Source organism: Micromonospora sp. DT53 (genome assembly GCF_049841535.1).
GTDB lineage: Bacteria > Actinomycetota > Actinomycetes > Mycobacteriales > Micromonosporaceae > Micromonospora.
Genome location: NZ_JBNCKM010000003.1, coordinates 115,516 through 137,717, shown reverse-complemented (window position 1 = coordinate 137,717; position 22,202 = coordinate 115,516). Strand labels below are relative to the sequence as shown.

Genomic DNA, 22,202 nt, shown 5'->3' with positions numbered 1-22,202 from the left:
CCGGGCAGCCAACCACGCGGGCCGGCCGGCGGTTTTGTCACACAACTGTCACAGAGCCTTGCAGTAGTCGCCAACCCCGCGGCTGTCTCGCGCCGACGCGGCCCTCACCGTGCGCAGTCCGAACCCTCGGGTTCGGCGCATCCTGCACATCACCCGCCTGGATCAGGTGCTCTCGATCGTGAGTGAGGAAGGACCAGCGTCGACCATGGCCCCGGTGGCATCCTCGGCATCGACCACCTCGACGGCACGACAGTCATCGCCGCCACCTGTGACATCGACCTCGACTGAGGCCACGTGGCGGACCGTGCCGACTGGGGCGGTGGGGTGGCGAGCATGTTTCATGCTGGAGTGGTGATTCGTTTCGTACTGAATGTGCTGTGGCTCGTCTTCGGCGGTGGCATCGTGCTGGCGGTCGGTTACGGCATCGCCGCGCTGATCTGCTTCGTCCTGGTCATCACCATCCCGTTCGGCGTCGCGTCGCTGCGCCTCGCGGTCTACTCGCTGTGGCCCTTCGGCCGCACCCTGGTGGCCAAGCCGGGTGCGGGCGTCGGCTCCGGCCTGGCGAACATCCTCTGGGTGGTGCTGGCCGGATGGTGGCTCGCGCTCTCCCACATCCTCGCGGGCATCGCCCTCTGCGTCACGATCATCGGGATCCCGTTCGGTGTCGCCAACTTCAAGCTCGTCCCGGCCGCGTTCTGGCCTCTCGGCCGCGAGGTCGTCGACGCGCCGTGACCCGCTCCGGGTCGGCCACGGGGAAACCCGCAGCGGACATGGAAAACGGGAGGCACCCGGCCTCCCGCCACTTCTAACTTATACCGCACTGGGGGGCTTGCGGCAAGACCCCATTTATGACGCAGAATCGTCGGCCGAGACCAGATTCGGCCGAAATGGAAGTCATGAATTGAATTCCTTGCCTACCTCCGTGTTCGAACTCCCCGATCACCTCTCCCCCAAGGCCGACCCGGCGCTCATCGGCCACGACGAGCGGCACTTCGCCGCCATGGCGCAGAGCCTCGCGCAGCTGAGCGCCGAGTTGTCCGACCGTCTGGACACCGCGCGCCGGGCGCCCGGCGGCAAGGGCCGGCAGGCCGTCGACCGGGACGAGGAGGTCCGCCGACTGACCGCCCGCCTGCGCTCACTGAGCCGCTACGGGCTGGACCTGTGCCTCGGCCACGTGGTCGCCGCGGACAACCCCGAGCCCGTGTACGTCGGACGTCGCGGCCTCACCGACAGCACGGGTCGGCGGCTGCTGCTCGACTGGCGCTCACCCGCCGCCGAGCCGTTCTTCGGCGCGACCCACGCCAACCCGATGGGTCTGGCGAGCCGGCGCCGCTACCGCTGGACCCGCGGCCGGATCAGCGACTACTGGGACGAGGTGTTCACCCCGGACGGGCTCGTGGGGCACGCCGTCGCGCTCGACGACCAGTCCGCGTTCATCGCGAGTCTGGGCAGCGCCCGGTCGGCCCGGATGCGCGACGTGCTCAGCACGATCCAGGCCGACCAGGACGCCATCATCCGGGCGGGGTCGGCCGGCGCCCTCGTGGTCGACGGCGGTCCGGGCACCGGGAAGACCGTCGTCGCCCTGCACCGCACCGCGTACCTGCTCTACGCCGACCCACGCCTCGGTCAGCGCCGGGGTGGGGTGCTCTTCGTGGGGCCGCACCAGCCCTACCTGGCCTACGTCGCCGACGTCCTGCCCAGCCTCGGCGAGGAGGACGTGCAGATCTGCACCCTGCGCGACCTCGTCGGAGAGGGGGCCACGGCAACCGTCGACACCGACCCGGAGGTGGCCCGGCTGAAGTCCTCGGCCGATCTGGTCCGGGCGGTCGACGCGGCCGTCCGGTTCTACGAGGACCCGCCGGTCGCCCCGACGACGATCACGGTCGGCGACTCCGACATCCGACTGAGCGCCGACGACTGGGCCGACGCGTTCCGGGCGCCGGGACCGGGCACGCCGCACAACGAGGCGCGCGAGGAGATCTGGGAGGAACTGCTCACGATCCTTCTCGACAGGTACGACGGCGACGAGCCGGACGACGTGCTCCGCGACTCGCTGCTGCGTAACCGGGAACTGCGGGAGACGGTCAACCGCGCCTGGCCGTTGCTCGACGCGGCCGATCTCGTGGGTGACCTGTGGTCGGTGCCCGCGTACCTGCGCAGGTGCGCGCCGTGGCTCAGCCCGGCGGAGGTCCGCAAACTGCAACGCGACGAGCCGCGGGCCTGGACCGTGTCCGACCTGCCGCTGCTGGACGCGGCGCGGCAGCGACTCGGCGACGCGGAGAGGTCGGGGCGCACCCCTCGGCGGGACCCGGTCGCCGCCGTCGAACGCGAGCACATGGCCCGGGTCGTCGACGAACTGCTCGCGGCCGACACCTACGACGACGGCGAGGGCCTGCTGACGATGCTGCGTCAACCCGATCTGCGCGACGCCCTGGTCGACGGGTCCGGACTGCCGGACACCGGCCCGGACCTGCTGGCCGGCCCGTTCGCGCACATCGTCGTCGACGAGGCGCAGGAGCTGACCGACGCCCAGTGGCAGATGCTGCTGGCGCGCTGCCCGTCGCGCAGTTTCACAATCGTGGGCGATCGCGCCCAGGCCCGGCACGGGTTCACCGAGTCGTGGCAGGAACGCCTCAAGCGGGTCGGGCTCGACCGGGTCACGCTGGCCTCGTTGAGCATCAACTACCGGACGCCAGCGGAGGTCATGGCGCAGGCCGAGCCGGTCATCCGGGCCGTGCTCCCGGACGTGAACGTGCCCACCTCCATTCGCGGCAACGGGCTCCCCGTCGTCCACGGATCGGCCGCCGACCTGCTGTCGATCCTCGACACCTGGCTCGCCGACCACGCCGACGGGATCGCGTGCGTGATCGGCGACCCGACGTTCCCACCCACCGACCGGGTCCGGTCACTGAGCCCGGAGCAGGCCAAGGGGCTGGAGTTCGACCTTGTCGTCCTCGTCGACCCGCAAGCGTTCGGCACCGGCATCGAGGGCGCGGTCGACCGCTACGTCGCGATGACCCGGGCGACCCAGCAACTCGTGCTTCTGACCAGCAGCTGAGGGTGTAACGTCGCGATCTTCGGCTGCCGCGCCGCCGGAGTCCGCGAAGGCGCATCCCCATGACGCAACCCACGCCCCCACGGCGTCGACTCGACGCCGCACTGGCCCATCTCGCCATCACCTTCCGTGGGATGACCGCCCACCCCGACGACGGCAACTGCGAGTGCCACTGGGGCAGCGCGGAAGAACTTGCGTTGCTCAAGACCCCGGACGTCGAGCTGGACCCGGACCTGCTGCGTCGCACGTACTGGGCCGGCGACTGGGGCTTCCCCGCCGCCATGCTGCGCCGGATCCTGCCCCAACTCGCCGCGGCCCTGGTCAGCGGCGAGGTGGAGCGTCTGGCCAGCATGGACCATGCGGGCCGTGCGTTCGCGCTCGGCCGCTGGCAGGAGTGGCCCACCGAGCAGTCGACGGCGATCCGCGAGTTCCTGGACGCCTGGTGGGTCGTCACGCTCACCGACCCAGACGCCGAGGTGCCGCCGCACGCGGTGCTGGCCATGCTCGTGGAAGCCTCTGGCGTGCTCGACCGTTGGCTCGACGCCTGGGCGACGGCAACCAGTCCCCTGGCGAACCAGCGGCTCGCCGAGGCTTTCGGAGAGTGGGAGTACGACCTGCTCTGCGAAGATCTGCCGTGGAGCACCTGGGAACTCACGGGCGACGAGGAGGAGAGGCTCCGCGTGGAGCTGACCGCCTGGCTGCTCCAGCACGCCCCGGCCCGGCTGCGGATGATCGGCGCCGACCCGAAGCGGCTGCACCGGATCAGACTGCTCGGCCTCGCCGGCCCGGCCCGCTGGGACGACCCTGATTGGCCGGACCTCGGCCTCTGACCGGGCCGTCCCACCGCTCATCCCACCAGGGCTGCCCCGAGGCGGCCCTGGTGGGATGCGGAACTAGTTACCCAACGTGACGTGCAGGATCTTCTCGTTGCTGTTGTTCGGGGTGCTGTCCTTGTCACCGACGTTGGTGGTGGTCAGCCACAACCCGCCGTCCGGAGCCGGCTCCACCGTCCGCAGCCGGCCGTAGGTGCCACTGAAGTACGTCTGCACGTTCGTCAGGCTGCTGCCGCTGATCACCGCGCGGTACATCCGAGCGCCTCGGGCGCAGGCCACGTAGAGCGCGTCGCGCACGATCGCGATGCCGGAGCAGGACCCCTCGGCGGTCGGATAGGTGCGTGCCGGCGCGATGAACCCGGCCGTGCCGCAGGTGCCACTGGTGCCCTCGCACGCCGGCCAGCCGTAGTTCCCGCCCTTGGTGATCAGGTTGGTCTCGTCCATGACCGAGTTGCCGAACTCCTGCTCCCACAGCCGGCCCTGCGAGTCGAACGCCAGCCCCTGCGGGTTGCGGTGGCCGTAGCTCCACACGTAGTTGCCGAACGGGTTGTCCGAGGGGACGGTGCCGTCGGGGTTGAGTCGCAGGATCTTGCCTTCGAGGCTCGACCGGTCCTGGGCGTAGTTGCCGTTCTGGGCGTCGCCGGTGCTGGCGTACAGCTTGCCGTCCGGGCCGAACCGCAGGCGGCCACCGTCGTGGTACTTGTTCCGCCGGATACCGCTGAGGAGCACCTGCTCGCTCGCGGTGTTGAGTCGCCCGTTCTCCAGCCTGATCCGGACGATGCGGTTGTCGCTCGGCGAGGTGTGCATGATGTACAGCCAGCGGTCACTGGAGTAGCTGGTCGAGATGGCGAGACCCAGCAGGCCGCCCTCACCGTCGGTGCTCTGCACGTTCGGCACCGTGCCCAGGTTGGTCTTGGCCCCGGTGGTCGGGTTGAGCTGGATGATGTCGTGCGCGTCGCGACGGTTGTAGAGGACGCTGCCGTCGGGCAACGTCACCAGACCCCACGGGATGTCGCTGTCGGTGGTGACCTGCCGCACCCCGCACACCGGGTTGGCGCACGCCGCGCCGGTGGTCACCGTCGTGGTGCCGCTGCGCGACGAGGCGTTGTCCTGCGCGTCGCGAGCCACCACGTAGTACTGGTAGGAGGTGTTCGCCGTCAGACCGCTGTCGGTGAACGTGGTCGCCGGCGGCGCGCCGGTGACCGTGCCCACCTTCACGCCAGCCCGGTAGATGTCGTACGCCCGCACTCCGATGTTGTCGGTCGACGCCGTCCAGCGCAGCGTCACAGTGGTGCCCGACGCGGTGCCGGTGAGCTGTTGCGGCGCCGTCGGTGGCTGACTGTCGGCCTGGCAGGCCGGCGGAGTGATCGAGACGGTGGCGCTCGCCTGCGAGACGTTGCCGGCGGCGTCGCGCGCGTTGACGTACAGGCCCCAGGTCGCCCCGGCCACCACCGTCAGGTTGGTGGAGAGCGTCGTGCCACTCACCGACGTCATCAGCTGGCCGTCGTGGTAGATGTCGTAGAAGGCCACCGCGACGTTGTCCGTCGAGGCGTTCCACGCGAACGTCACCGAGTTGCAGGTCAGGCCGCTGACCCGTGCGCTGCCGGGTGCCGTCGGCGGCTGGCTGTCGGCGCTGCCGAGCGACGTCGTCCACCGCTGGTTGGACTGACCGCTGCAGGTCCAGAGGCCGACGGTGGTGCTGTTGGCGGTGCCCCCGCCGGACACGTCCAGGCACAGGCCGGACTGGACGCCGACGATGGTCCCGGAGGTGGTGATCCGCCAGCGTTGGTTGGCGCCGCCGGTGCAGCCACTGATCTGCAGCGCGGCCGGGGCGGTGGTGTCCTGGCCGACGACGTCCAGGCACATCGTGTCGTCGTAGACCCGCAACTCACCACTTGAGGTGAGGGTCCACGCCTGGTTGGCCTGGCCGTTGCAGTCGTAGATGTTGATGCCGGCACCGGCGGTCCTGACGTTGCCGACCACGTCCAGGCAACGACCGCTGGCCACACCGACGACTGTCGACGGTGCCGCGGCGGCTGCCGGCACACCGACTGCCAGGCTCAGCAGCGTCACCGCTGCCATCGCCACCGGCAACAGCCGTCGTCGTGGATTTCTCCGCGCGATGACTCGCATCCGTCCTCCAGGCTCGGGGCATCGACCGGCCGACCCAGGCGACGAAGCGGTCGACCGCACCGAACGTGCACATCGACCATCAAAGATGCACTGGGTTCACATGTCAAACGATGTCCCTCGATCAGGGGGCAAAACCGCAGATCGGCGTACGGGGCGGCAGCGGGGGCACTTTCGGCGTAGACGTTTCCTCCTCAGGTCGTAGACGCAGTGCCGTCCTGCGCCGGATGGCGGGGCACGATCGGCCGGACAGGCTTGTGCCAAGGCATCGGGTGACGCCACACGGACCTGCTCCGGACACCCGTTTCCGAGGAGAGGCTCTTGTCGACGATGCGCCCCCTATCTCTTTCTCGATCCCACCCATCCCGGCCCCTCGTCCGACTCGGCGCGGTGGTGGCGAGCGCGGTCGTCATCGCCGTGAGCGTCGCCGGTTGCGGTGCGGGGCGGAGCACCCCCGCGCCGCACATCGGCAATCCGGCGGCACCCGTCGCCGCGGGTGGGGCGGGTTCGGCCCTGACCGGCACCGACGTCAACGCCTGGCTCGACGGCCTGCTACCGGCCGCGCTCGACCGCACCGACATCGCGGGAGCCACGATCGCCGTGGTGAAGGACGGCAAAATCATCACAACCCGGGGGTACGGGTACGCCGACACCGGCGCCGGCGGCGACGGAGCCGTGCCGGTCGACCCGGACCGGCACCTGTTCCGGATGGGATCGGTGGCGAAGCTCGTCACCGACACCGCGGTGCTGCAACTCGTGCAGAGCGGGAAGCTCGACCTCGACGCCGACGTGGAGACGTACCTCGATTTCGACCTGCCGCTGCACTACGAGCGCGCCGTCACCCTGCGGCACCTGCTGACGCACACCGCCGGCTTCGAGGATCGGATCGCCGGTCTCATCGGCACCGACGCCAGCGACGTCGACCTGCGCGAAGCTCTGGTGACCGACCCGCCGGAGCAGATCTACGAGCCCGGCACCGTTCCGGCGTACTCCAACTACAGCAACGCGCTCGCCGGCTACATCGTCGAGCGCGTCAGCGGGACGCGCTTCGAGGAGTACGTCAAGCGCAACGTCCTGGACCGCGCGGGCATGCCGTCGTCGACATTCGAGCAGCCGCTCCCGCCGCCGTTGCGCGACCGGATGTCCAAGGGGTACGACAGCTCCGCCGGGCCCGCGGCGCCATTCGAGGTCGTCGGCATTCCCCCGGCGGGCGCGCTGAGCGCCCCGGCGACGGACATGGCGCGCTTCATGCTCGCCCAGCTCGGCGAGCCGGTGGGCTTCGCGCCCCTGCTGGATCAACCGACCCGTGAGCTGATGCAGCGTCCGGCGCTCGACGCGGCGTCGCTTGGCACGCTGGCCGACGGACCCCGGATGACCCTGGGCTTCTTCGCGGAGGATCGCAACGGCCACCGGATCCTCGGCCACGGCGGCGACACCAACTACTTCCACTCGCACCTGCAGATCTACCCCGACGACCGGGCCGGGATCTTCGTCTCCCTCAACAGCAACGGCTCCGGCGCCATCGACAGCCACGAACTTCGCCAGGCTGTCGTGAACGGCTTCGCCGACCGCTACTTTCCGGCCCCCGGGAACCAGCCGTCCGTCGGCGTGGACCCGGCGACCACCGCCAAGCACGCCGCGTTGGCCGCCGGCACCTACGAGCCGTCGCGGACGGTGCGGAGCAACTTCCTGACGCTGATCGGCCTGGTCGGTCGGACCACTGTCAGTGTCGCCGACGGCGGCCGGCTGCTGTTCGAGCCGGGCCCGCTGTCGGACTCCCCCGCCCTCTACGAGGAGGTGACGCCCTGGGTGTGGCGGGAGGTCGGCGGGCAGCGCACGATCGCCATGCGGGCCACCGACGACCGGGTCGAGGCGATCGGTTTCGACTCCGCGTTCGCGTTGCTGCCCGTCGAGCCGGCCCGTGCCTCCACAGTGGCCGTTCCGGTGCTCGCCCTGTCGACTGTCGTGCTGCTGCTCATCGTCCTGTCCTGGCCGGTCGGCGCGATCGTCCGCCGCCGGCTCGGCCGCGCCCCCCGCGAGCGGGCGGGACGCACCGCGCGGATCCTGAGCCGTCTCGCTGTCGCCGGTACGCTCCTCGCTTTCGCCGGTTGGGTGCTGAGCCTCAGCACCATCATGAACCTGCAGGATGTTCCCGGTGCGGCGCTGCGCACCATTCAGGTGCTGCAACTGGTCGGGCTGCTCGGAGTGCTGCCGGCCGCGGTCCGGCTGGTCGACGACGTGCGACGCCACGTCGGCTGGCGACGGATCGCCGGCAGCGGCCTGATCCTGTTCGCTCTCGCCGGTGCGGGCTGGTTCGCCGTGGAGTTCCACCTGCTCGCGCCTAGCATCTCCTACTGACCAGCCCGACCAGCGACGAGCAAGGATGCGCACCGCATGAGGGACCACAGCGACACCGAACCGGACACACCGCGACTGACGAGGTGGCTCGACGGACGGCTCACCCGGCTCGGGGTTACCGGAGTGTTCGCACGGGACTGCCTGCTGGCCGCGACGCTGACCGTCCTGACGTTCGTACTGCTGACGGCGCTGTTCTGGTTCGTGACACCGGAGGACGGGGTGTCGTTCGAGCCGACGCGGGCCTGGCTGCTCGTCGCCATCTGCTGCGCGCAGGCGATGCTGCTGTGCCTGCGTCGGGTCCGGCCCCTGCTCTGCCTCGCGCTCGTCGTCGGCCTCCAACTGCCCATCATCGGCTTCTCCCTGCCCGAGGCGACCATCCGGGGCATCGCACCGTTCGTCGTGGCGTACACCGTCGGGTCGTTGCTGCCGGTTCGCCGTGCGCTGCTGGCCGTCGGCGCGGTCGTGGTGGTGGAGTCGATCGGGGCGGCCGTCGTGGTGACCCCGGATCTGCTGACGGCCGTCGCGTACGTCTCGGCGAGCGCCCTGACCCACGCCGGGGCGACAGTCGTCGGCGGCTACGTGGCCACCTACCGGCGCTACGTCGAGTTGGTCCGGCTGCGGGCGGACGAGGCGATCCGGGAGCAGCGCACGAAGGTCCAGGCGGCGATCGGCGCGGAGCGCTCCCGGATGGCCCGAGAGTTGCACGACGTCGCGGCCCACCACCTCTCCGGCATGGTCGTGCAGGCGGCGGCGGTCGAGCGACTGATCGACAGGGACCCGGCGGCCGCGAAGGCCGGCGTGGCCTGGATCCGAAGCCAGGGCAAGGAGACCCTGGACAACCTGCGGCTGGTCGTCGGTGTGCTGCGCGGCAGGCCGGGGCACGAGGGCGGCGACGGCGCCGCGCCGGTGCGGGGTCTGGGCATGCTCGACGACCTCGTCCGCACCGCGGGCGACCTCGCCGGCCCGGTGGAGCTCGTCCGGGAGGGCGAGCAGCGCGAGGTGTCGCCGATCGCCGACGTCGCGCTCTACCGGATCGCGCAGGAGTCGCTCAGCAACGCCCGCCAGCACGCCCCGGGCGCTGCGGCGCGGGTGGTGCTCCGCTTCGAACCCCGCTCGGTGTCGCTGGAGGTGGTGAACGACGCCGCCGCGCCGCGAGTCGTACCGGCGGCGCGGACCGGTGGGGTCGGCCTGGTGGGCATGCGCGAGCGCGCCCAGCTGATCGGGGCGACGTTCTCGGCCGGCCCGACGACTGCCGGCGGCTGGTCCGTCGCCGCCACACTCCCGACGAACGGTCCCGCCACCTCGCGGCCGAAGGAAGAGGCCCCGGCATGATCAGAGTGATGCTCGTCGACGATCAGGCGGTCGTCCGTGCCGGTTTCCGCGTCATCCTGGAGCAGACCGGCGAGATCGAGGTGGTGGCGGAGGCGTCGAACGGATCCGCCGCGGTCGAGCTGGCCCGCCGGCTGCAACCGGACGTCATCTGCATGGACGTCCGGATGCCGCACGGCGACGGGCTCACCGCGACCCGGCAGATCGTCGCCGACGCGCTCGGAACGCCACCGGCGGTGCTTGTCGTGACGACCTTCGACCTCGACGAGTACGTCTTCGGCGCGTTGGAATCCGGCGCCAGCGGGTTCATCCTCAAGGACAGTGAGCCCGAGGACCTGATCGAGGCGATCCGCCGCCTGGCGAGCGGGTACGGGCTCGTCGACCAGGCCGTCACCCGTCGGGTGATCTCGGAGTTCGCCAGGCGTACGCCCGCTCCCCGCTCCGACGCGGCGGCCGCGCACCAGCTGACCGCGCGGGAGACCGAGATCGTGGAGTTTCTCGCGAAGGGCCTGTCGAACGTCGAGATCGCCGAGCAGCTCTTCATCGAGACCAGCACGGTCAAGTCGCACCTCGGGCGGGCCATGGCCAAGATCGGTGCACGGGACCGGCTGCAGACCGTCGTGTGGGCGTACCAGAACGGGGTGGTCCAACGGTGACAGCCGCGCCTCGGCGCGGCGGGCACGGCTGTCACCGACCGGACCCCGGTTTCGGTCAGGTGCGGGAGGTCGCCCAGGCGCCGCACGTGACGTTGTCGAACACCCCGTAGCGGGTACACACCCGAATCGTGATCCAGTGCTTCTCCGCCACGTTCTCGTTGCACGCGACCCGGCCACCTATGTTGTCGCCGCAGATACCCGTCCGGCCGTAGTCGGTGTACCACTCGCCGTAGGAGGCGTAGTGGCCCGGATAGGGGTCGTAGGTGTAGTGAGTGAGGACGATGTAGTCCCCCGCGCTCTCGAAATTGACCGACCCGTAACCGTTGTACGAGTAGGCGTCGGCGCTCGCCGGGGCCGCCGTTCCCGTCACCAGCGCCGCGACCATCGCGCCCGAGATGGCCAGCGTTCTGAGCAACTTCATCGATCTCTCCCTGCCGTCGACTGTCCGGTGGAGCACCCGGCTCCGGCTTCAGCCTGGACGAGCGCGCTGCCTGCCGGAACCACCTCGAACAGGCCCGCACAACTCCGAACAGACCTCCGGTGCGGGTCTACCAGAGCGACGACGATCGCGCGCACGGTGAACCTCCTCAGCCCGACTGGGCGGGCGACGGTGCCGCTCAGGCGGCGGATCGACGGGACGCCGCGGGCTGGTCGCCGGCCAGCCCGGCGTAGCGCCCCCGGTGGTAGAGCAGGGGAGAGCCGACGTCGGCGTGTCGGAGCACCTCCGGCTCGGCCAGCACCACGGCGTGGTCGCCGACGGTCACCCGGTCAACGACCCGGCAGAGGAGCCAGGCCAGGGTGTCGTCGAGGATCGGCACCCCTTCCGGACCGACCCGCCAGCGGGTGGGTGTCGCGAAGCGGTCGATGCCGCTGGTCGCGAAGGTCCGGGCCAGCTCCTGCTGATGGTGGGCGAGGAGGTGCACGGCCACGTGGCGGGCACGGGCGACCGCGGGCCAGCTCGACGACCCGAGGTTCAGACAGAACGAGACGATCGGCGGCGCCAGCGACACCAAGGTGAACGAGGTGGCGGTGAAGCCGACCCCCGGCGAGCCGGGAGCGGTGACCACGGTGACGGTGCTGGCCTGGTGGCGCAGCAACGTCCGCAACGTGTCGCTGTCGGCGTCGATCGGGGCGTCGGTGGACTGGGTCATGGCGATCCTCCCGGAGGTCTGGTCCGCGACGGGGTGCGCCTCCGCGCTGGCGGGTGCGGGGATACCGGTGCCGCGCCGGCGGCGGGGGCCGGCGGCGGACACGGGCAGGCGAGGGCTGGAAGGCCCGTTCAGGCGGGGATGGGCGCGCCCGGACAGAGCTGCGCGGCGACCCGCATCAGGTCGACGACCCGGCGGGAGGTGAACATCCGAACGGGCGGCATGCGGACGATTTTCCTACCAACACGGTAGGATTTCAAGCCCCCGGGTGGGGCGAAGCGCCATCGGCCACCCACCAGGCGTCGAGAGTGGACACCTGCGGAGTACGATCCCGGGCGTACCGCTGTGGTGACCTCCAGCTGACGACCCCTCGATAGGAGCCTGGCATGGCCGGCCCGGACCCCGAACTCGCCGCGAAGCTTCAGCCCGACGTGCCGCACGCGGCACGGATCTGGAACTACTGGATGGGCGGCAAGGACAACTTCCAGTCCGACCGGGCGGCCGGCGACGCTGTCGCCGAGGTCTACCCGGAGATCGTCCTCATGGCACAGCAGTCGCGCGTGTTCCTGGTGCGGGCCGTGCGTTACCTCGCGGCCGAGGCGGGCATCCGGCAGTTCCTGGACATCGGCACCGGCCTGCCCACCATGCAGAACACGCACGCGGTCGCCCAGGGCGTCGCGCCCGACTCGCGGATCGTCTACGTGGACAACGACCCGATGGTGCTGGTGCACGCGCGGGCACTGCTGGCCAGCACGACGTCGGAGGGTGTCACCACCTACGTTCCGGCCGACTACCACGACCCGGAGAAGATCCTCGCCGAGGCCGCGCAGACGCTCGACTTCGACCAGCCCATCGCCGTCATGTACATGGGCGTGATGGGCTACGAGCCCGACCTGGACGTGGTGCGCTCGATCGTCGGGCGCACGATGGACGCGGTGCCGTCCGGCTCCCACCTGGTGCTCTGGGACGGCACCGACACCAGCCCGGCGGTGGTCACCGGCGCCGACCGGCTGGCGCAGAGCGGCGGGGTCCCGTACATCCTGCGTAGCCCGGAACAGCTCGAGAGTTGCTTCGAGGGGTTGACGATTGTGGAGCCGGGCCTGGTGCCGATCCCCCGCTGGCGACCGGAGGATCCCGACGCCGTCGGGATCGACGCCTACGGCGCGGTCGCCCGCAAACCCTGACCGACACGACGTCCGCCCCGCTCCCGCCATCGCGCCGGAGCGGGGCGGACGTCGTTCACCGCGCGCAGGCCAGGGTCAGACCGTCGGGCACCGCGCTGGTCGCCACGAGCATTCCGAACGTGGTCGCCCCGTCCAGCGCCAGCGCCCCGTTGTAGGAGGCGTTGCGGACGGTGACGTCGGCGCCGACCGTCTCGACCACCCCACCCCAGGCCGCCTGGACCCGCTCGTCACCGGACCACCGCCAGGAGACGTGCCACTGGTCCAGCGGCAGCGTCCCGGTGTTGCGGACCGTGACCGTCGCGACGAAACCACCGCCCCAGCGGGCGTCGATCGTGGCCGTCGCGCGGCACGAGCTCAGCGAGGCGGTCCGCGCCGACCAGATCACGTATGGGTCGCGCTTACCGTCAGGGTCGCTGAACCGGTACCAGTACTCCGTGTCGGGTGTCAGACCCCCGATGGTCACCGTGCCGGTGCGCTCCGGCCCCGAGACGGCCTCGGCCACCGGCGTCCGCCACTGTTGGGCGTCCTCGCGGCTGGCAAAGAGGCTGATGGTCATCGGCGGGTCGTAACCGCAGGGCGGCCGGAAGAAGATCGAGTACGAGATGGTCACGCTCGTAGTGGTGACCGCGGCGACGCTCCCGGTGATCGGCAGAGCCGGCGGGCAGGTGAGGGTCGGCGACGGCGACGGCGTGGCCGACAGGGTGGGGGTGGGCGTCGCCTCGGTAGCGGTGGCCGTCCCGGTCCAGGCGGCCAGCGCCATGGTCGTGACAGCGAGGAACATGCGAAGCATCGGTACCTCCGTGGTTACCGGGCACCGATGACCGAGGTGGTGGCCGGTGCCGCGCTCGGGTTCCGGTCGCCGACGAGGCTGCCCGGCACGGGTGACAGGGCCACCTCGCGCGCCCCGCGGACCGGAGGATCTGGTGCGCGCTGGCTCCCCGAGCACGACCGAACCACAGCATGGCAGTCGACGAACATCGATACAACCCGATCCCGATCCTGTCGAGCATCGTCCGCTTTCTCGTCGCCGCAGGGACACCCGCCGGGCGCCCGAGCCCCGAATGATTCATTACGGTCTATTCATTCGGACACGGGAGCACACCATGCTCGACGCAAGCAGCACGACCCGGCAACCCCGGGTGGTGCGGGCACTGATCGCGGCAGGCGCCGCCACGGCGCTGGCGGTTGCCGCGCTGGCCGCACCGACCCCCGCCGACGCCGCCGTCAGCCGGGCCGAGCTGGCCCTCCGCTGGGCGCCCATCCACTACCAGGACGTGGACGCCACCGGCAGCCACGCCCTGAGCGGCCAGTCGGACTACCTCACCCGGGTCGACCTCGACGGCGACCTGGACGGACGCAACAACTGGGACCACACCGGGCAGGCTGGGGCCTCGCTCGCCGCCCACGCGTACTACTCCGTCCTGGAGACGAGCACCCACTGGTACATCACGTACTTCTTCTTCCACCCTCGCGACTGGACCGACCACCCGTTCTTCGAGACCGAACACGAGAACGACGGTGAGGGCGCGCTGTTCGCGATCGAGCGCGACGGCTCGACGTACGGGGTTCTCCGCTCAGCCGTCACGGTCGCGCACAGTGACTTCTTCTCCTACACGCCGACCGGCAGCACCTGGACCAGCGGCGGGGAGAGCATCGACGGCACCCTGCGGTTCCAGGCGTCACCGCACGACGCGTTCCAGCACCCGGTGACGGCGCAGGAGGCGCAGGGCCACGGCCTCAAGGCCCACCCGCAGTACGACATCAACGGCGACGGCCTGGTCTACTACCCGTCGACCGTCGCCGAGACGCCGAGCAGCGGCAACGACCGCGACGTGCGGTATCAGCTGATCGACATCTTCGCCGCTGGCGGCCTGTGGGCGCAGCGCTCCAACGCGAGCCTGTTCGCCAGCCTGGGCACGTTCGCCGGTGACACGTCCGGTGACTGCGGCGTCGGCACCTGGAGCTGTTCGACCAACTCGGCCAACGCACCCTGGGGCTGGGACGACGGCAACGACACCCTCGCGCGAGGCGAGATCGCCAGCGACCCGGCGAAGCTCTCGAGCGCGTACTTCACGGTGCCGACCGGCCTTGCACGCACCTACAGCTACAACCCGTACGCCGGCGCGGCGGCTGCGCTCGCCGAGGCGGCCAGGACGGCTCCGCCGACCGTCGACTGACGCCTCCGTCTCCCCGGGGTTGGACCGCCCTGGTCTGTCACCGGGGAGACAACTCGACCCGCACCCGGTCGCTCTCACCGCCGGCCACCGAGAGGCCCCGGTGGGCGTCGTCGATGATCCGACTCCCCCGGGGCAGGACGCGGATTCACCCCGCCCGAGGACACCGGGCGGGGCGAATCCGAGCGAGGTCGGCCGATCAGCGCCGGCCCACGAAGATGCCGATACCGTTGGCGACCGCGCGCTCCGTACCGTCGGATGGGCTGTTGCGGGCGGTGGCCGCGGCCTGGCCCGGCTCGCGGACGGCGACCGTGCTCGAACCACCGCCGTCGAGGTTCACGGCGGCGTCCGCGCCGAGCGAGCGCATCAGGTCGGCCAGTTCGGCGATCGTGAACCCGGCGCTGGCCGGGGCGCGGCCAGCCAGGGCGACCAGGTACACGGTCCGACCGTCGCGGCTGGCACCGGCCGCGCTGCGTACCGCTGCGGTCTTGGTGTCCAGACCGGCCAGCGGCGCACCGTCGCGCAGGATCGGAGCGCCACCGACCGCGAAGGTCAGCTTCGGATTGCCGACGGAGACGAGCTTCTCGCGCACCTGCACCCGGTCGCCGACGGCGAGGTCGTCGAGCGCGTCCGCGCCGGCCTCCCGGCCGACGAGCACCTGGGTGTCGGCCGGGATCGCGCCGGCACCGGGCGTCTGACCCACCGTGGTGACCACGCCGTCGCGGATGGTCACCTCATAGGTGTGGGTGCTGCACGGGTCGCTGCGGTTCGTGTCGGTGCCGCAGGTGGACCGGACCCGGGAGGCGGTCCCCCAGTCGGCGGTGAACAGGCCGACGCCGTCGACCGGGAGCGCGTACTGGTTGAGGCCGCCCAGCGCGATCGTGCCCTTCCTGCTGCGCACCTCGCCGTCGAGGCTCAGAGTGTCGACGCGCGCCTTGCCGTTCACGCCGACGCCGAACACGTCCCGGGTCGAGGTGCCGGGAGCGAGGGCGGGGCCGAAACGCTGAGCTGTCGGCACCGCGAACTTCAGCTCCTCGCCGTCGGCGATCTCCGGACCGGACGACGAGTAGGTCGGGGTGACGCCGACGTGCGTCTCGCTGTTGTTGAAGAAGTCGCCGTTGACGCCGGCGACGGCGCCCTGCTCGTTCGTCATCGCCGAGACGACCTTGCGCTGCGCCACCGCGTCGGGGTGCAGCAGGCCCAGGGAGACCTTGTTCTTCTTGAGGTCGGCCGCGAGCAGGTAACCGACGGTGACGCCCCGGGGCGTGGTCACCTCGAACGAGCCGTAGGTGACGCCCGGGGCGAGTTGCTCGGTCGAGGTGATGGTGATCGGGTTGTCCGTCGCGGGTACCGTGGCGGTCGCGGCGTGGGCGACGCCGGCCGGCGTCACGAGCGTGGTCAGCCCCGCCGCGAGCAGCAGCGCCAGACGTGGGCTTACGAGGTGCGGTGACCTCATTGCCGCTCCTATCCTGATGCGTTCCTGGCCTGGGGCCGGGATGGTCGAGCCGGGTCGGCGCTTGACCGGACCAGCGATGATCTACCTGGCCAGCCGATCACCCGGGGGTGAACGCGGAAGGCTGCGGACGTGAACCGCCCGTACCGTCTTGATCAACTGCCGGAGCAGCCGGGGCCGGGCGATCAGGTCGGCTTGGCCCCCCGGGGGCGCCAAAAAGTTTTGTGCACTTCCTACAACTGAGGGACTGTGGGTTCGGTGGTTGCGCCATAGCGCTGGCCGCCGCCACGCGGAAAGGTGATCACTGCTGGGAGCCGTCGTCTCTCGGCACGCAGGTCGAGGTCTAGCTAAGGGGTTCTTCGGGTGTTCAACCGTGTCGCCATCGTCAACCGTGGTGAAGCCGCCATGCGGCTCATCCACGCGGTCCGCGAGCTGGCCGCGGAGACCGGCATCCAGCTCGAAACCGTGGCTCTCTACACCGATGTCGACCGCAACGCCACATTCGTCCGCGAAGCGGACATCGCCTACGATCTCGGCCCGGCCTCCGCCCGCCCGTACCTCAACCTGGCAGTGCTGGAGCGCGCCCTGACCGAGACCGGGGCCGACGCCGCGTGGGTCGGCTGGGGCTTCGTCGCCGAGGATCCGGCGTTCGCCGAGCTGTGCGAGAAGATCGGTGTCACCTTCGTCGGGCCGAGCCCGGACGCCATGCGCCAACTCGGTGACAAGATCGGCTCGAAGCTGATCGCCGAGAAGGTCGGCGTGCCGGTCGCGCCGTGGAGCCGCGGCGCCGTCGAAACCCTGGACGCCGCCAGGGCCTCGGCGGCCGAGGTCGGCTACCCGCTGATGCTGAAGGCGACCGCCGGCGGCGGCGGGCGCGGCATCCGCGTGATCAGGAACGAGGCCGAGCTGGTCGACGCGTACGAGCGCACCAGCCAGGAGGCGGCACGGGCGTTCGGCAGCGGCATCGTGTTCCTGGAGCGCCTGGTCACCGGGGCCCGGCACGTCGAGGTCCAGGTGATCGCCGACGGGCAGGGCACCGCGTGGGCACTCGGCGTCCGCGACTGCTCGGTGCAGCGACGCAACCAGAAGGTCATCGAGGAGTCCGCGTCGCCGGTGCTCGACCCGGCGCAGGCCGCCGAACTGAAGACGTCGGCCGAGCGGCTGGCCGTGGCGGTCGGTTACCGCGGCGCGGCGACCGTCGAGTTCCTCTACCACCCGGGTGACCGGCTGTTCGCGTTCCTCGAGGTCAACACCCGCCTCCAGGTCGAGCACCCGATCACCGAGCTGACCACCGGGTTCGACCTGGTCAAGGCGCAGCTGCACGTCGCCTCCGGCGGACGCCTCGAAGGTGCGCCGCCGGCCGAGCGCGGGCACGCCATCGAGGCGCGGCTCAACGCCGAGGACCCCGACCGCGACTTCGCGCCGTCACCCGGCCGCATCGCCCGGCTGGACCTGCCCAGTGGCCCCGGCATCCGGGTCGACACCGGCGTCAGCGAGGGCGACACCATCCCGGCCGACTTCGACTCGATGATCGCGAAGATCATCGCGTACGGCCGCGACCGCGACGAGGCGCTCGGCAAGCTGCGCCGGGCGATGGCGAACACCACGGTGATCATCGAAGGCGGGGCGACGAACAAGAGCTTCGTGCTCGACCTGCTCGACCAGCCCGAGGTGATCGACGCCAGCGCGGACACCGGCTGGATCGACCGCGTCCGCGGCGAGGGCCGGCTCGTCACGCACCGCCACTCCGCGGTCGCCCTGGCGGCCGCCGCCATCGAGGCGTACGAGGAGGAGGAGCGCGTCGAGCGGCAGCGGCTGCTGTCGACGGCGGCCGGCGGACGTCCGCAGGTGCAGCACGCCAGCGGTCGACCATTGGACCTCAAGCTGCGCGGCGTCGGTTACCGCACACGAGTGGCGCGGGTAGGCGCGCACCGGTTCCGGGTCGGCATCGAGACCGGCCCCGTCGTGCGCACCGCCGACGTCGAACTCGACCGCTTCGACAGGCACACCGGTCAGATCGTCGTCAACGGCATCCGCTACCGCCTGCTCACCGGCACGTACGGGCCGACCCACCTGGTCGAGGTGGACGGCGTGACACACCGGGTCAGCCGGGACGAGGGCGGCGTCCTGCGCTCCCCGATGCCCGCGCTCGTCGTCGCCACGCCACTGGAGGTCGGCGCCGAGGTCGAGGCCGGCGCGCCGGTGCTGGTGTTGGAAGCGATGAAGATGGAGACGGTGCTGCGGGCGCCGTTCAAGGCGCGGCTGAAGGAGTGCGCCGTCTCGGTGGGCAGCCAGGTGGAGGCCGGCGCGCCGCTGCTGCGCCTGGAGCCGCTCGCGGACGACGCCGAGGAGACCGCGGACGACCCCACCGGCGAAACCGTCGAACTGGACCTGCCCACCGCCGCCGCGGACATCCCGGCGTACGAGCGCACCAGGCGCGGTCAGGAGGACCTGCGCGGTCTGCTGCTCGGCTTCGACGTCGACCCGCACGACGACAATCGGGTGCTCGACGGGTACCTCACCGCCCGGCAGGCGGCCATCGAGGACGGTCAGCGACCCCTGGCCGCCGAACTCGACCTCATCGAGGTGTTCGCCGATCTCGCCGAACTGAGCCGCAACCGGCCGACCGGCGAGGACGGCGGCGCCGCGCACGTGCACAGCGCCCGGGAGTACTTCCACACCTACCTGCAGAGCCTCGACGTCGAGCGGGCCGGGCTGCCGGACGCCTTCCAGACCAGGCTCGGCAAGGCGCTCGGCCGGTACGGCGTCACCGACCTGGACCGCTCCCCCGCCCTCGAAGCCGCCGTCTTCCGGATCTTCCTCGCCCAGCAGCGCGCGTCCGCGGACGCGCAGGTCATCGCGACGCTGCTGCGCGCCTGGCTGCGGGAGACCCCGCCGGACGAGACGCTGCGCGAGCCGGCCGGCCTCGCGCTGGAGCGGCTGATCGCCGCGACGCAGGTGCGCTTCCCCGTGGTCGCGGACCTCGCCCGTGGCGTGGTGTTCGCCTGGTTCGCCCAGCCGCTGCTGCGCCGCAACCGCGCCCGCGTCTACGCCGAGGTCCGTGGGCACCTGCGGCACCTGGACGCGCACCCGGACGCGGCAGACCGCGCCGAGCGCATCGCCGAGATGGTACGCAGCACCGAGCCTCTGGTTCGGCTGCTCGGCCAGCGGCTCGTCCGCGACCACCTCGACAACGCGGTCATGTTGGAGGTGCTGACCCGGCGGTACTACGGCAACCGGGCGCTCACCAGCGTGCGTACCCGCCAGGTCGCGGACTGCACGTTCGTGGTCGCCGAGCGCGCCGACTCGAGCGTGGTCTCCGCCGCGGTGAGCTTCGACGCGCTGGGCAGCGCCCTGCGTGGGCTGGCCGAGCTGGCCACCGGCGAGGACTCCGTGGACGCCGACATCTACCTCGGCTGGGAGAACCAGCCGGAGGACTTCGACGCGATGGCGGCCGCGCTGGCCGAGGTCATCGCCGCGCACCCGCTGCCGGCCCAGGTCCGTCGGGTGACCACCACCGTCGCGGGCCGCGGCGGGTCGGTGATGCACCACCACTTCACCTTCCGCCCGGCGGGCGCCCAGATGACCGAGGACCGGCTGATCCGCGGGCTGCACCCGTACATCGCGCAGCGGATGCAGCTGGAGCGGTTGCACAAGTTCGACCTGACCCGGCTGCCGTCGTCGGACGAGGAGGTCTACCTCTTCCAGTGCGTGGCGCGGGAGAACCGGGCCGACGAGCGCCTCGTGGCGTTCGCGCAGGTGCGTGACCTGACCGAGCTTCGCGAGCAGGACGGCCGCCTGGTCGCGCTGCCGACGGCCGAGGACGCCATCGCCACCTGCCTCGACTCGATCCGCCGCGCCCAGTCGCGGCGGCCGTCGAAGACGCGCTTCAACACCAACCGGATCGTGGTCTACGTGTGGCCGCCGAGTGAGCTGACTCGCGAGGAGATGGAGATGATCGCCGGGCGTGTCCGCCCGACGACCGCGGGCGCCGGCCTGGAGGAGATCCTGTTCATCGCGCGGCAGCGCGACCGCCGGACCGGCGAGCTGACCAAGATCGCCGTACGGATCTCGTTCGATGCCGCGGGCGGCGCCGAGTTGGCCGTCGGGGAGCCGCCGGTCGAGCCGATCGAGCCGCTCGACGAGTACCGGCTCAAGGTGCTGCGGGCCAGCAGCCGCAACACCGTGTACCCGTACGAGCTGACCGGTCGGCTCGGTGACTTCGTCGAGCACGACCTCGACACCGACCATGTGCTGGTGCCGGTGGACCGGCCGAAGGGGCGCAACAGCGCCGCCATCGTGGCCGGGGTGGTCACGACCCCGACGGAGCGCTACCCGCAGGGTGTCACCAGGGTGGTGCTGCTCGGCGACCCGACGAAGTCGCTGGGCGCCCTGTCCGAGCCGGAGTGCCGGCGGGTGATCGCCGCCCTGGATCTGGCCGAGCGGATGCAGGTGCCGCTGGAGTGGTGGGCGCTGTCCGCCGGGGCGCGGATCTCGATGACCTCCGGTACGGAGAACATGGACTGGGTTGCGGCGGCGCTCAAGCGGATCGTCGAGTTCACCCAGGCCGGCGGTGAGATCAACATCGTCGTCGCGGGCATCAACGTCGGCGCGCAGCCGTACTGGAACGCCGAGGCGACGATGCTCATGCACACCAAGGGCATCCTGGTGATGACGCCCGACTCGGCGATGGTGCTCACCGGCAAGCAGTCCCTCGACTTCTCCGGTGGGGTGTCGGCTGAGGACAACTTCGGCATCGGCGGCTACGACCGGGTGATGGGGCCGAACGGGCAGGCGCAGTACTGGGCGCCGAACCTGACTGCCGCACGGGACGTGGTGATGGCGCACTACGACCACACGTACGTGGCGCCCGGCGAGGACGCGCCCCGGCGGGCCGTCACCACCGACCCGGCCGACCGTGACATCTCCACCTTCCCGCACAACGTGGCGGACAGCGCCTTCGCCACCGTCGGGGAGATCTTCTCCGTCGAGACCAACCCGGACCGCAAGAAGCCGTTCGACATCCGGACGGTGATGCGGGCCCTCTCCGACCAGGACCACCCGGTGCTGGAGCGCTGGGCCGGCATGGCGGACGCGGACACCGCTGTCGTGCAGGACGTCCACCTCGGTGGCATCCCGGTCTGCCTGCTCGGCATCGAGTCCCGGTCGGTGCCACGGCACGGCTTCCCGCCCACCGACGGTCCGGACACCTACACGGCGGGCACGCTGTTCCCCCGCTCGTCGAAGAAGGCCGCGCGGGCGATCAACGCGGCCAGCGGCAACCGGCCGCTCGTCGTGCTGGCGAACCTGTCCGGCTTCGACGGCTCGCCGGAGTCGATGCGCAAGCTGCAACTGGAGTACGGCGCCGAGATCGGCCGGGCGATCGTGAACTTCCGGGGACCCATCGTCTTCTGCGTGATCTCGCGCTACCACGGTGGTGCGTTCGTGGTGTTCTCGAAGGCACTGAACCCGAACATGACGGTGCTGGCACTGGAGGGTTCGTTCGCGTCGGTACTCGGTGGCGCACCGGCCGCCGCCGTGGTGTTCTCCGCCGACGTCAACGCCCGTACGGCGTCCGACCCGCGGGTACGGGACCTGGAGGCCCGCACCGCCGCCTCGGCTGGCACCGAACGCGCCGCGCTGACCGCGGAACTCGACGAGCTGCGCTCGTCGGTGCGTGCGGAGAAACTCAGTGAGGTGGCCGCGGAGTTCGACCGGGTGCACAACATCCACCGCGCCGTCGAGGTCGGCTCGGTGGACGCCGTCATCCGCGCCGCCGAGCTGCGTCCGCGCATCATCGAGGCCATCGAGACCCGCCTGGGTTAGCGCGTCCGGTACGCCCGAACAACGTCAGCACCACCGGTCGTCGACCGGTGGTGCTG

14 protein-coding genes are annotated in these 22,202 nt (G+C 71.1%); 9 read left to right on the top strand and 5 right to left on the bottom strand.

Features of this window, described 5'->3' with window-relative positions; all coding sequences use genetic code 11:
- Positions 1-351: 351 nt before the first annotated feature.
- From ACLQ3B_RS12020 to ACLQ3B_RS12010, 3 genes are all read left to right on the top strand, one after another.
- Positions 352-732 carry a YccF domain-containing protein gene (locus tag ACLQ3B_RS12020; RefSeq protein WP_425780120.1) on the top strand — a complete coding sequence of 127 codons (381 nt, stop codon included), beginning with the start codon at positions 352-354 and terminating at the stop codon, positions 730-732.
- 190 nt (positions 733-922) lie between these two features.
- Positions 923-3,058 carry an RNA polymerase recycling motor ATPase HelR gene (gene helR, locus ACLQ3B_RS12015; RefSeq protein ID WP_425780118.1) on the top strand — a complete coding sequence of 712 codons (2,136 nt, stop codon included), beginning with the start codon at positions 923-925 and terminating at the stop codon, positions 3,056-3,058.
- 59 nt (positions 3,059-3,117) lie between these two features.
- Positions 3,118-3,885 (top strand): hypothetical protein, encoded by a 768-nt coding sequence (locus tag ACLQ3B_RS12010; protein WP_425780116.1) that lies wholly within the window; start codon positions 3,118-3,120, stop codon positions 3,883-3,885.
- 63 nt (positions 3,886-3,948) lie between these two features.
- Here ACLQ3B_RS12010 and ACLQ3B_RS12005 read toward each other — a convergent pair whose 3' ends face one another.
- A complete protein-coding gene (locus tag ACLQ3B_RS12005) occupies positions 3,949-6,021 on the bottom strand; it encodes a PQQ-dependent sugar dehydrogenase (protein ID WP_425780114.1) in 2,073 nt (690 codons plus the stop codon).
- A gap of 387 nt (positions 6,022-6,408) precedes the next feature.
- Here ACLQ3B_RS12005 and ACLQ3B_RS12000 point away from each other — a divergent pair, with 387 nt between their 5' ends.
- From ACLQ3B_RS12000 to ACLQ3B_RS11990, 3 genes are read left to right on the top strand one after another with little or no spacing between them, the layout of a single operon-like run.
- A complete protein-coding gene (locus ACLQ3B_RS12000) occupies positions 6,409-8,376 on the top strand; it encodes a serine hydrolase domain-containing protein (RefSeq protein WP_425780112.1) in 1,968 nt (655 codons plus the stop codon).
- Between the two features lie 36 nt (positions 8,377-8,412).
- Complete coding sequence (locus tag ACLQ3B_RS11995) at positions 8,413-9,708, top strand: sensor histidine kinase (protein WP_425780110.1); 1,296 nt, start codon at positions 8,413-8,415, stop codon at positions 9,706-9,708.
- Positions 9,705-10,361, top strand: coding sequence for a response regulator (locus tag ACLQ3B_RS11990; protein ID WP_425780108.1), 657 nt, complete (start codon positions 9,705-9,707; stop codon positions 10,359-10,361). Before ACLQ3B_RS11995 ends, ACLQ3B_RS11990 begins: the two co-directional genes overlap by 4 nt.
- A gap of 55 nt (positions 10,362-10,416) precedes the next feature.
- Here the strand turns inward: ACLQ3B_RS11990 and ACLQ3B_RS11985 are convergent, their stop codons facing one another.
- Entirely contained in the window at positions 10,417-10,782 is a 366-nt protein-coding gene (locus ACLQ3B_RS11985) for a hypothetical protein (RefSeq protein WP_425780106.1), read from the bottom strand.
- 196 nt (positions 10,783-10,978) lie between these two features.
- Positions 10,979-11,512: a flavin reductase family protein gene (locus ACLQ3B_RS11980; RefSeq protein WP_425780104.1), complete on the bottom strand. Its 534-nt coding sequence runs from the start codon at positions 11,510-11,512 to the stop codon at positions 10,979-10,981.
- Between the two features lie 383 nt (positions 11,513-11,895).
- On the opposite strand from ACLQ3B_RS11980, the gene ACLQ3B_RS11975 reads away from it, so the two are divergent.
- The gene (locus ACLQ3B_RS11975; protein ID WP_425780102.1) at positions 11,896-12,693 is read left to right on the top strand and encodes an SAM-dependent methyltransferase; all 798 of its coding nucleotides are present in this window, start codon (positions 11,896-11,898) and stop codon (positions 12,691-12,693) included.
- Positions 12,694-12,748: 55 nt separating this feature from the next.
- On the opposite strand, the gene ACLQ3B_RS11970 is transcribed toward ACLQ3B_RS11975, so the two are convergent.
- Entirely contained in the window at positions 12,749-13,483 is a 735-nt protein-coding gene (locus ACLQ3B_RS11970; RefSeq protein ID WP_425780100.1) for a cellulose binding domain-containing protein, read from the bottom strand.
- A gap of 313 nt (positions 13,484-13,796) precedes the next feature.
- Here ACLQ3B_RS11970 and ACLQ3B_RS11965 point away from each other — a divergent pair, with 313 nt between their 5' ends.
- Positions 13,797-14,870, top strand: coding sequence for a hypothetical protein (locus ACLQ3B_RS11965; protein WP_425780098.1), 1,074 nt, complete (start codon positions 13,797-13,799; stop codon positions 14,868-14,870).
- A gap of 196 nt (positions 14,871-15,066) precedes the next feature.
- Here the strand turns inward: ACLQ3B_RS11965 and ACLQ3B_RS11960 are convergent, their stop codons facing one another.
- The gene (locus ACLQ3B_RS11960) at positions 15,067-16,323 is read right to left on the bottom strand and encodes a phosphodiester glycosidase family protein (protein WP_425780096.1); all 1,257 of its coding nucleotides are present in this window, start codon (positions 16,321-16,323) and stop codon (positions 15,067-15,069) included.
- Positions 16,324-16,683: 360 nt separating this feature from the next.
- Here ACLQ3B_RS11960 and ACLQ3B_RS11955 point away from each other — a divergent pair, with 360 nt between their 5' ends.
- Positions 16,684-22,146, top strand: coding sequence for a carboxyl transferase domain-containing protein (locus ACLQ3B_RS11955; protein WP_425780094.1), 5,463 nt, complete (start codon positions 16,684-16,686; stop codon positions 22,144-22,146).
- Positions 22,147-22,202 lie beyond the last annotated feature (56 nt).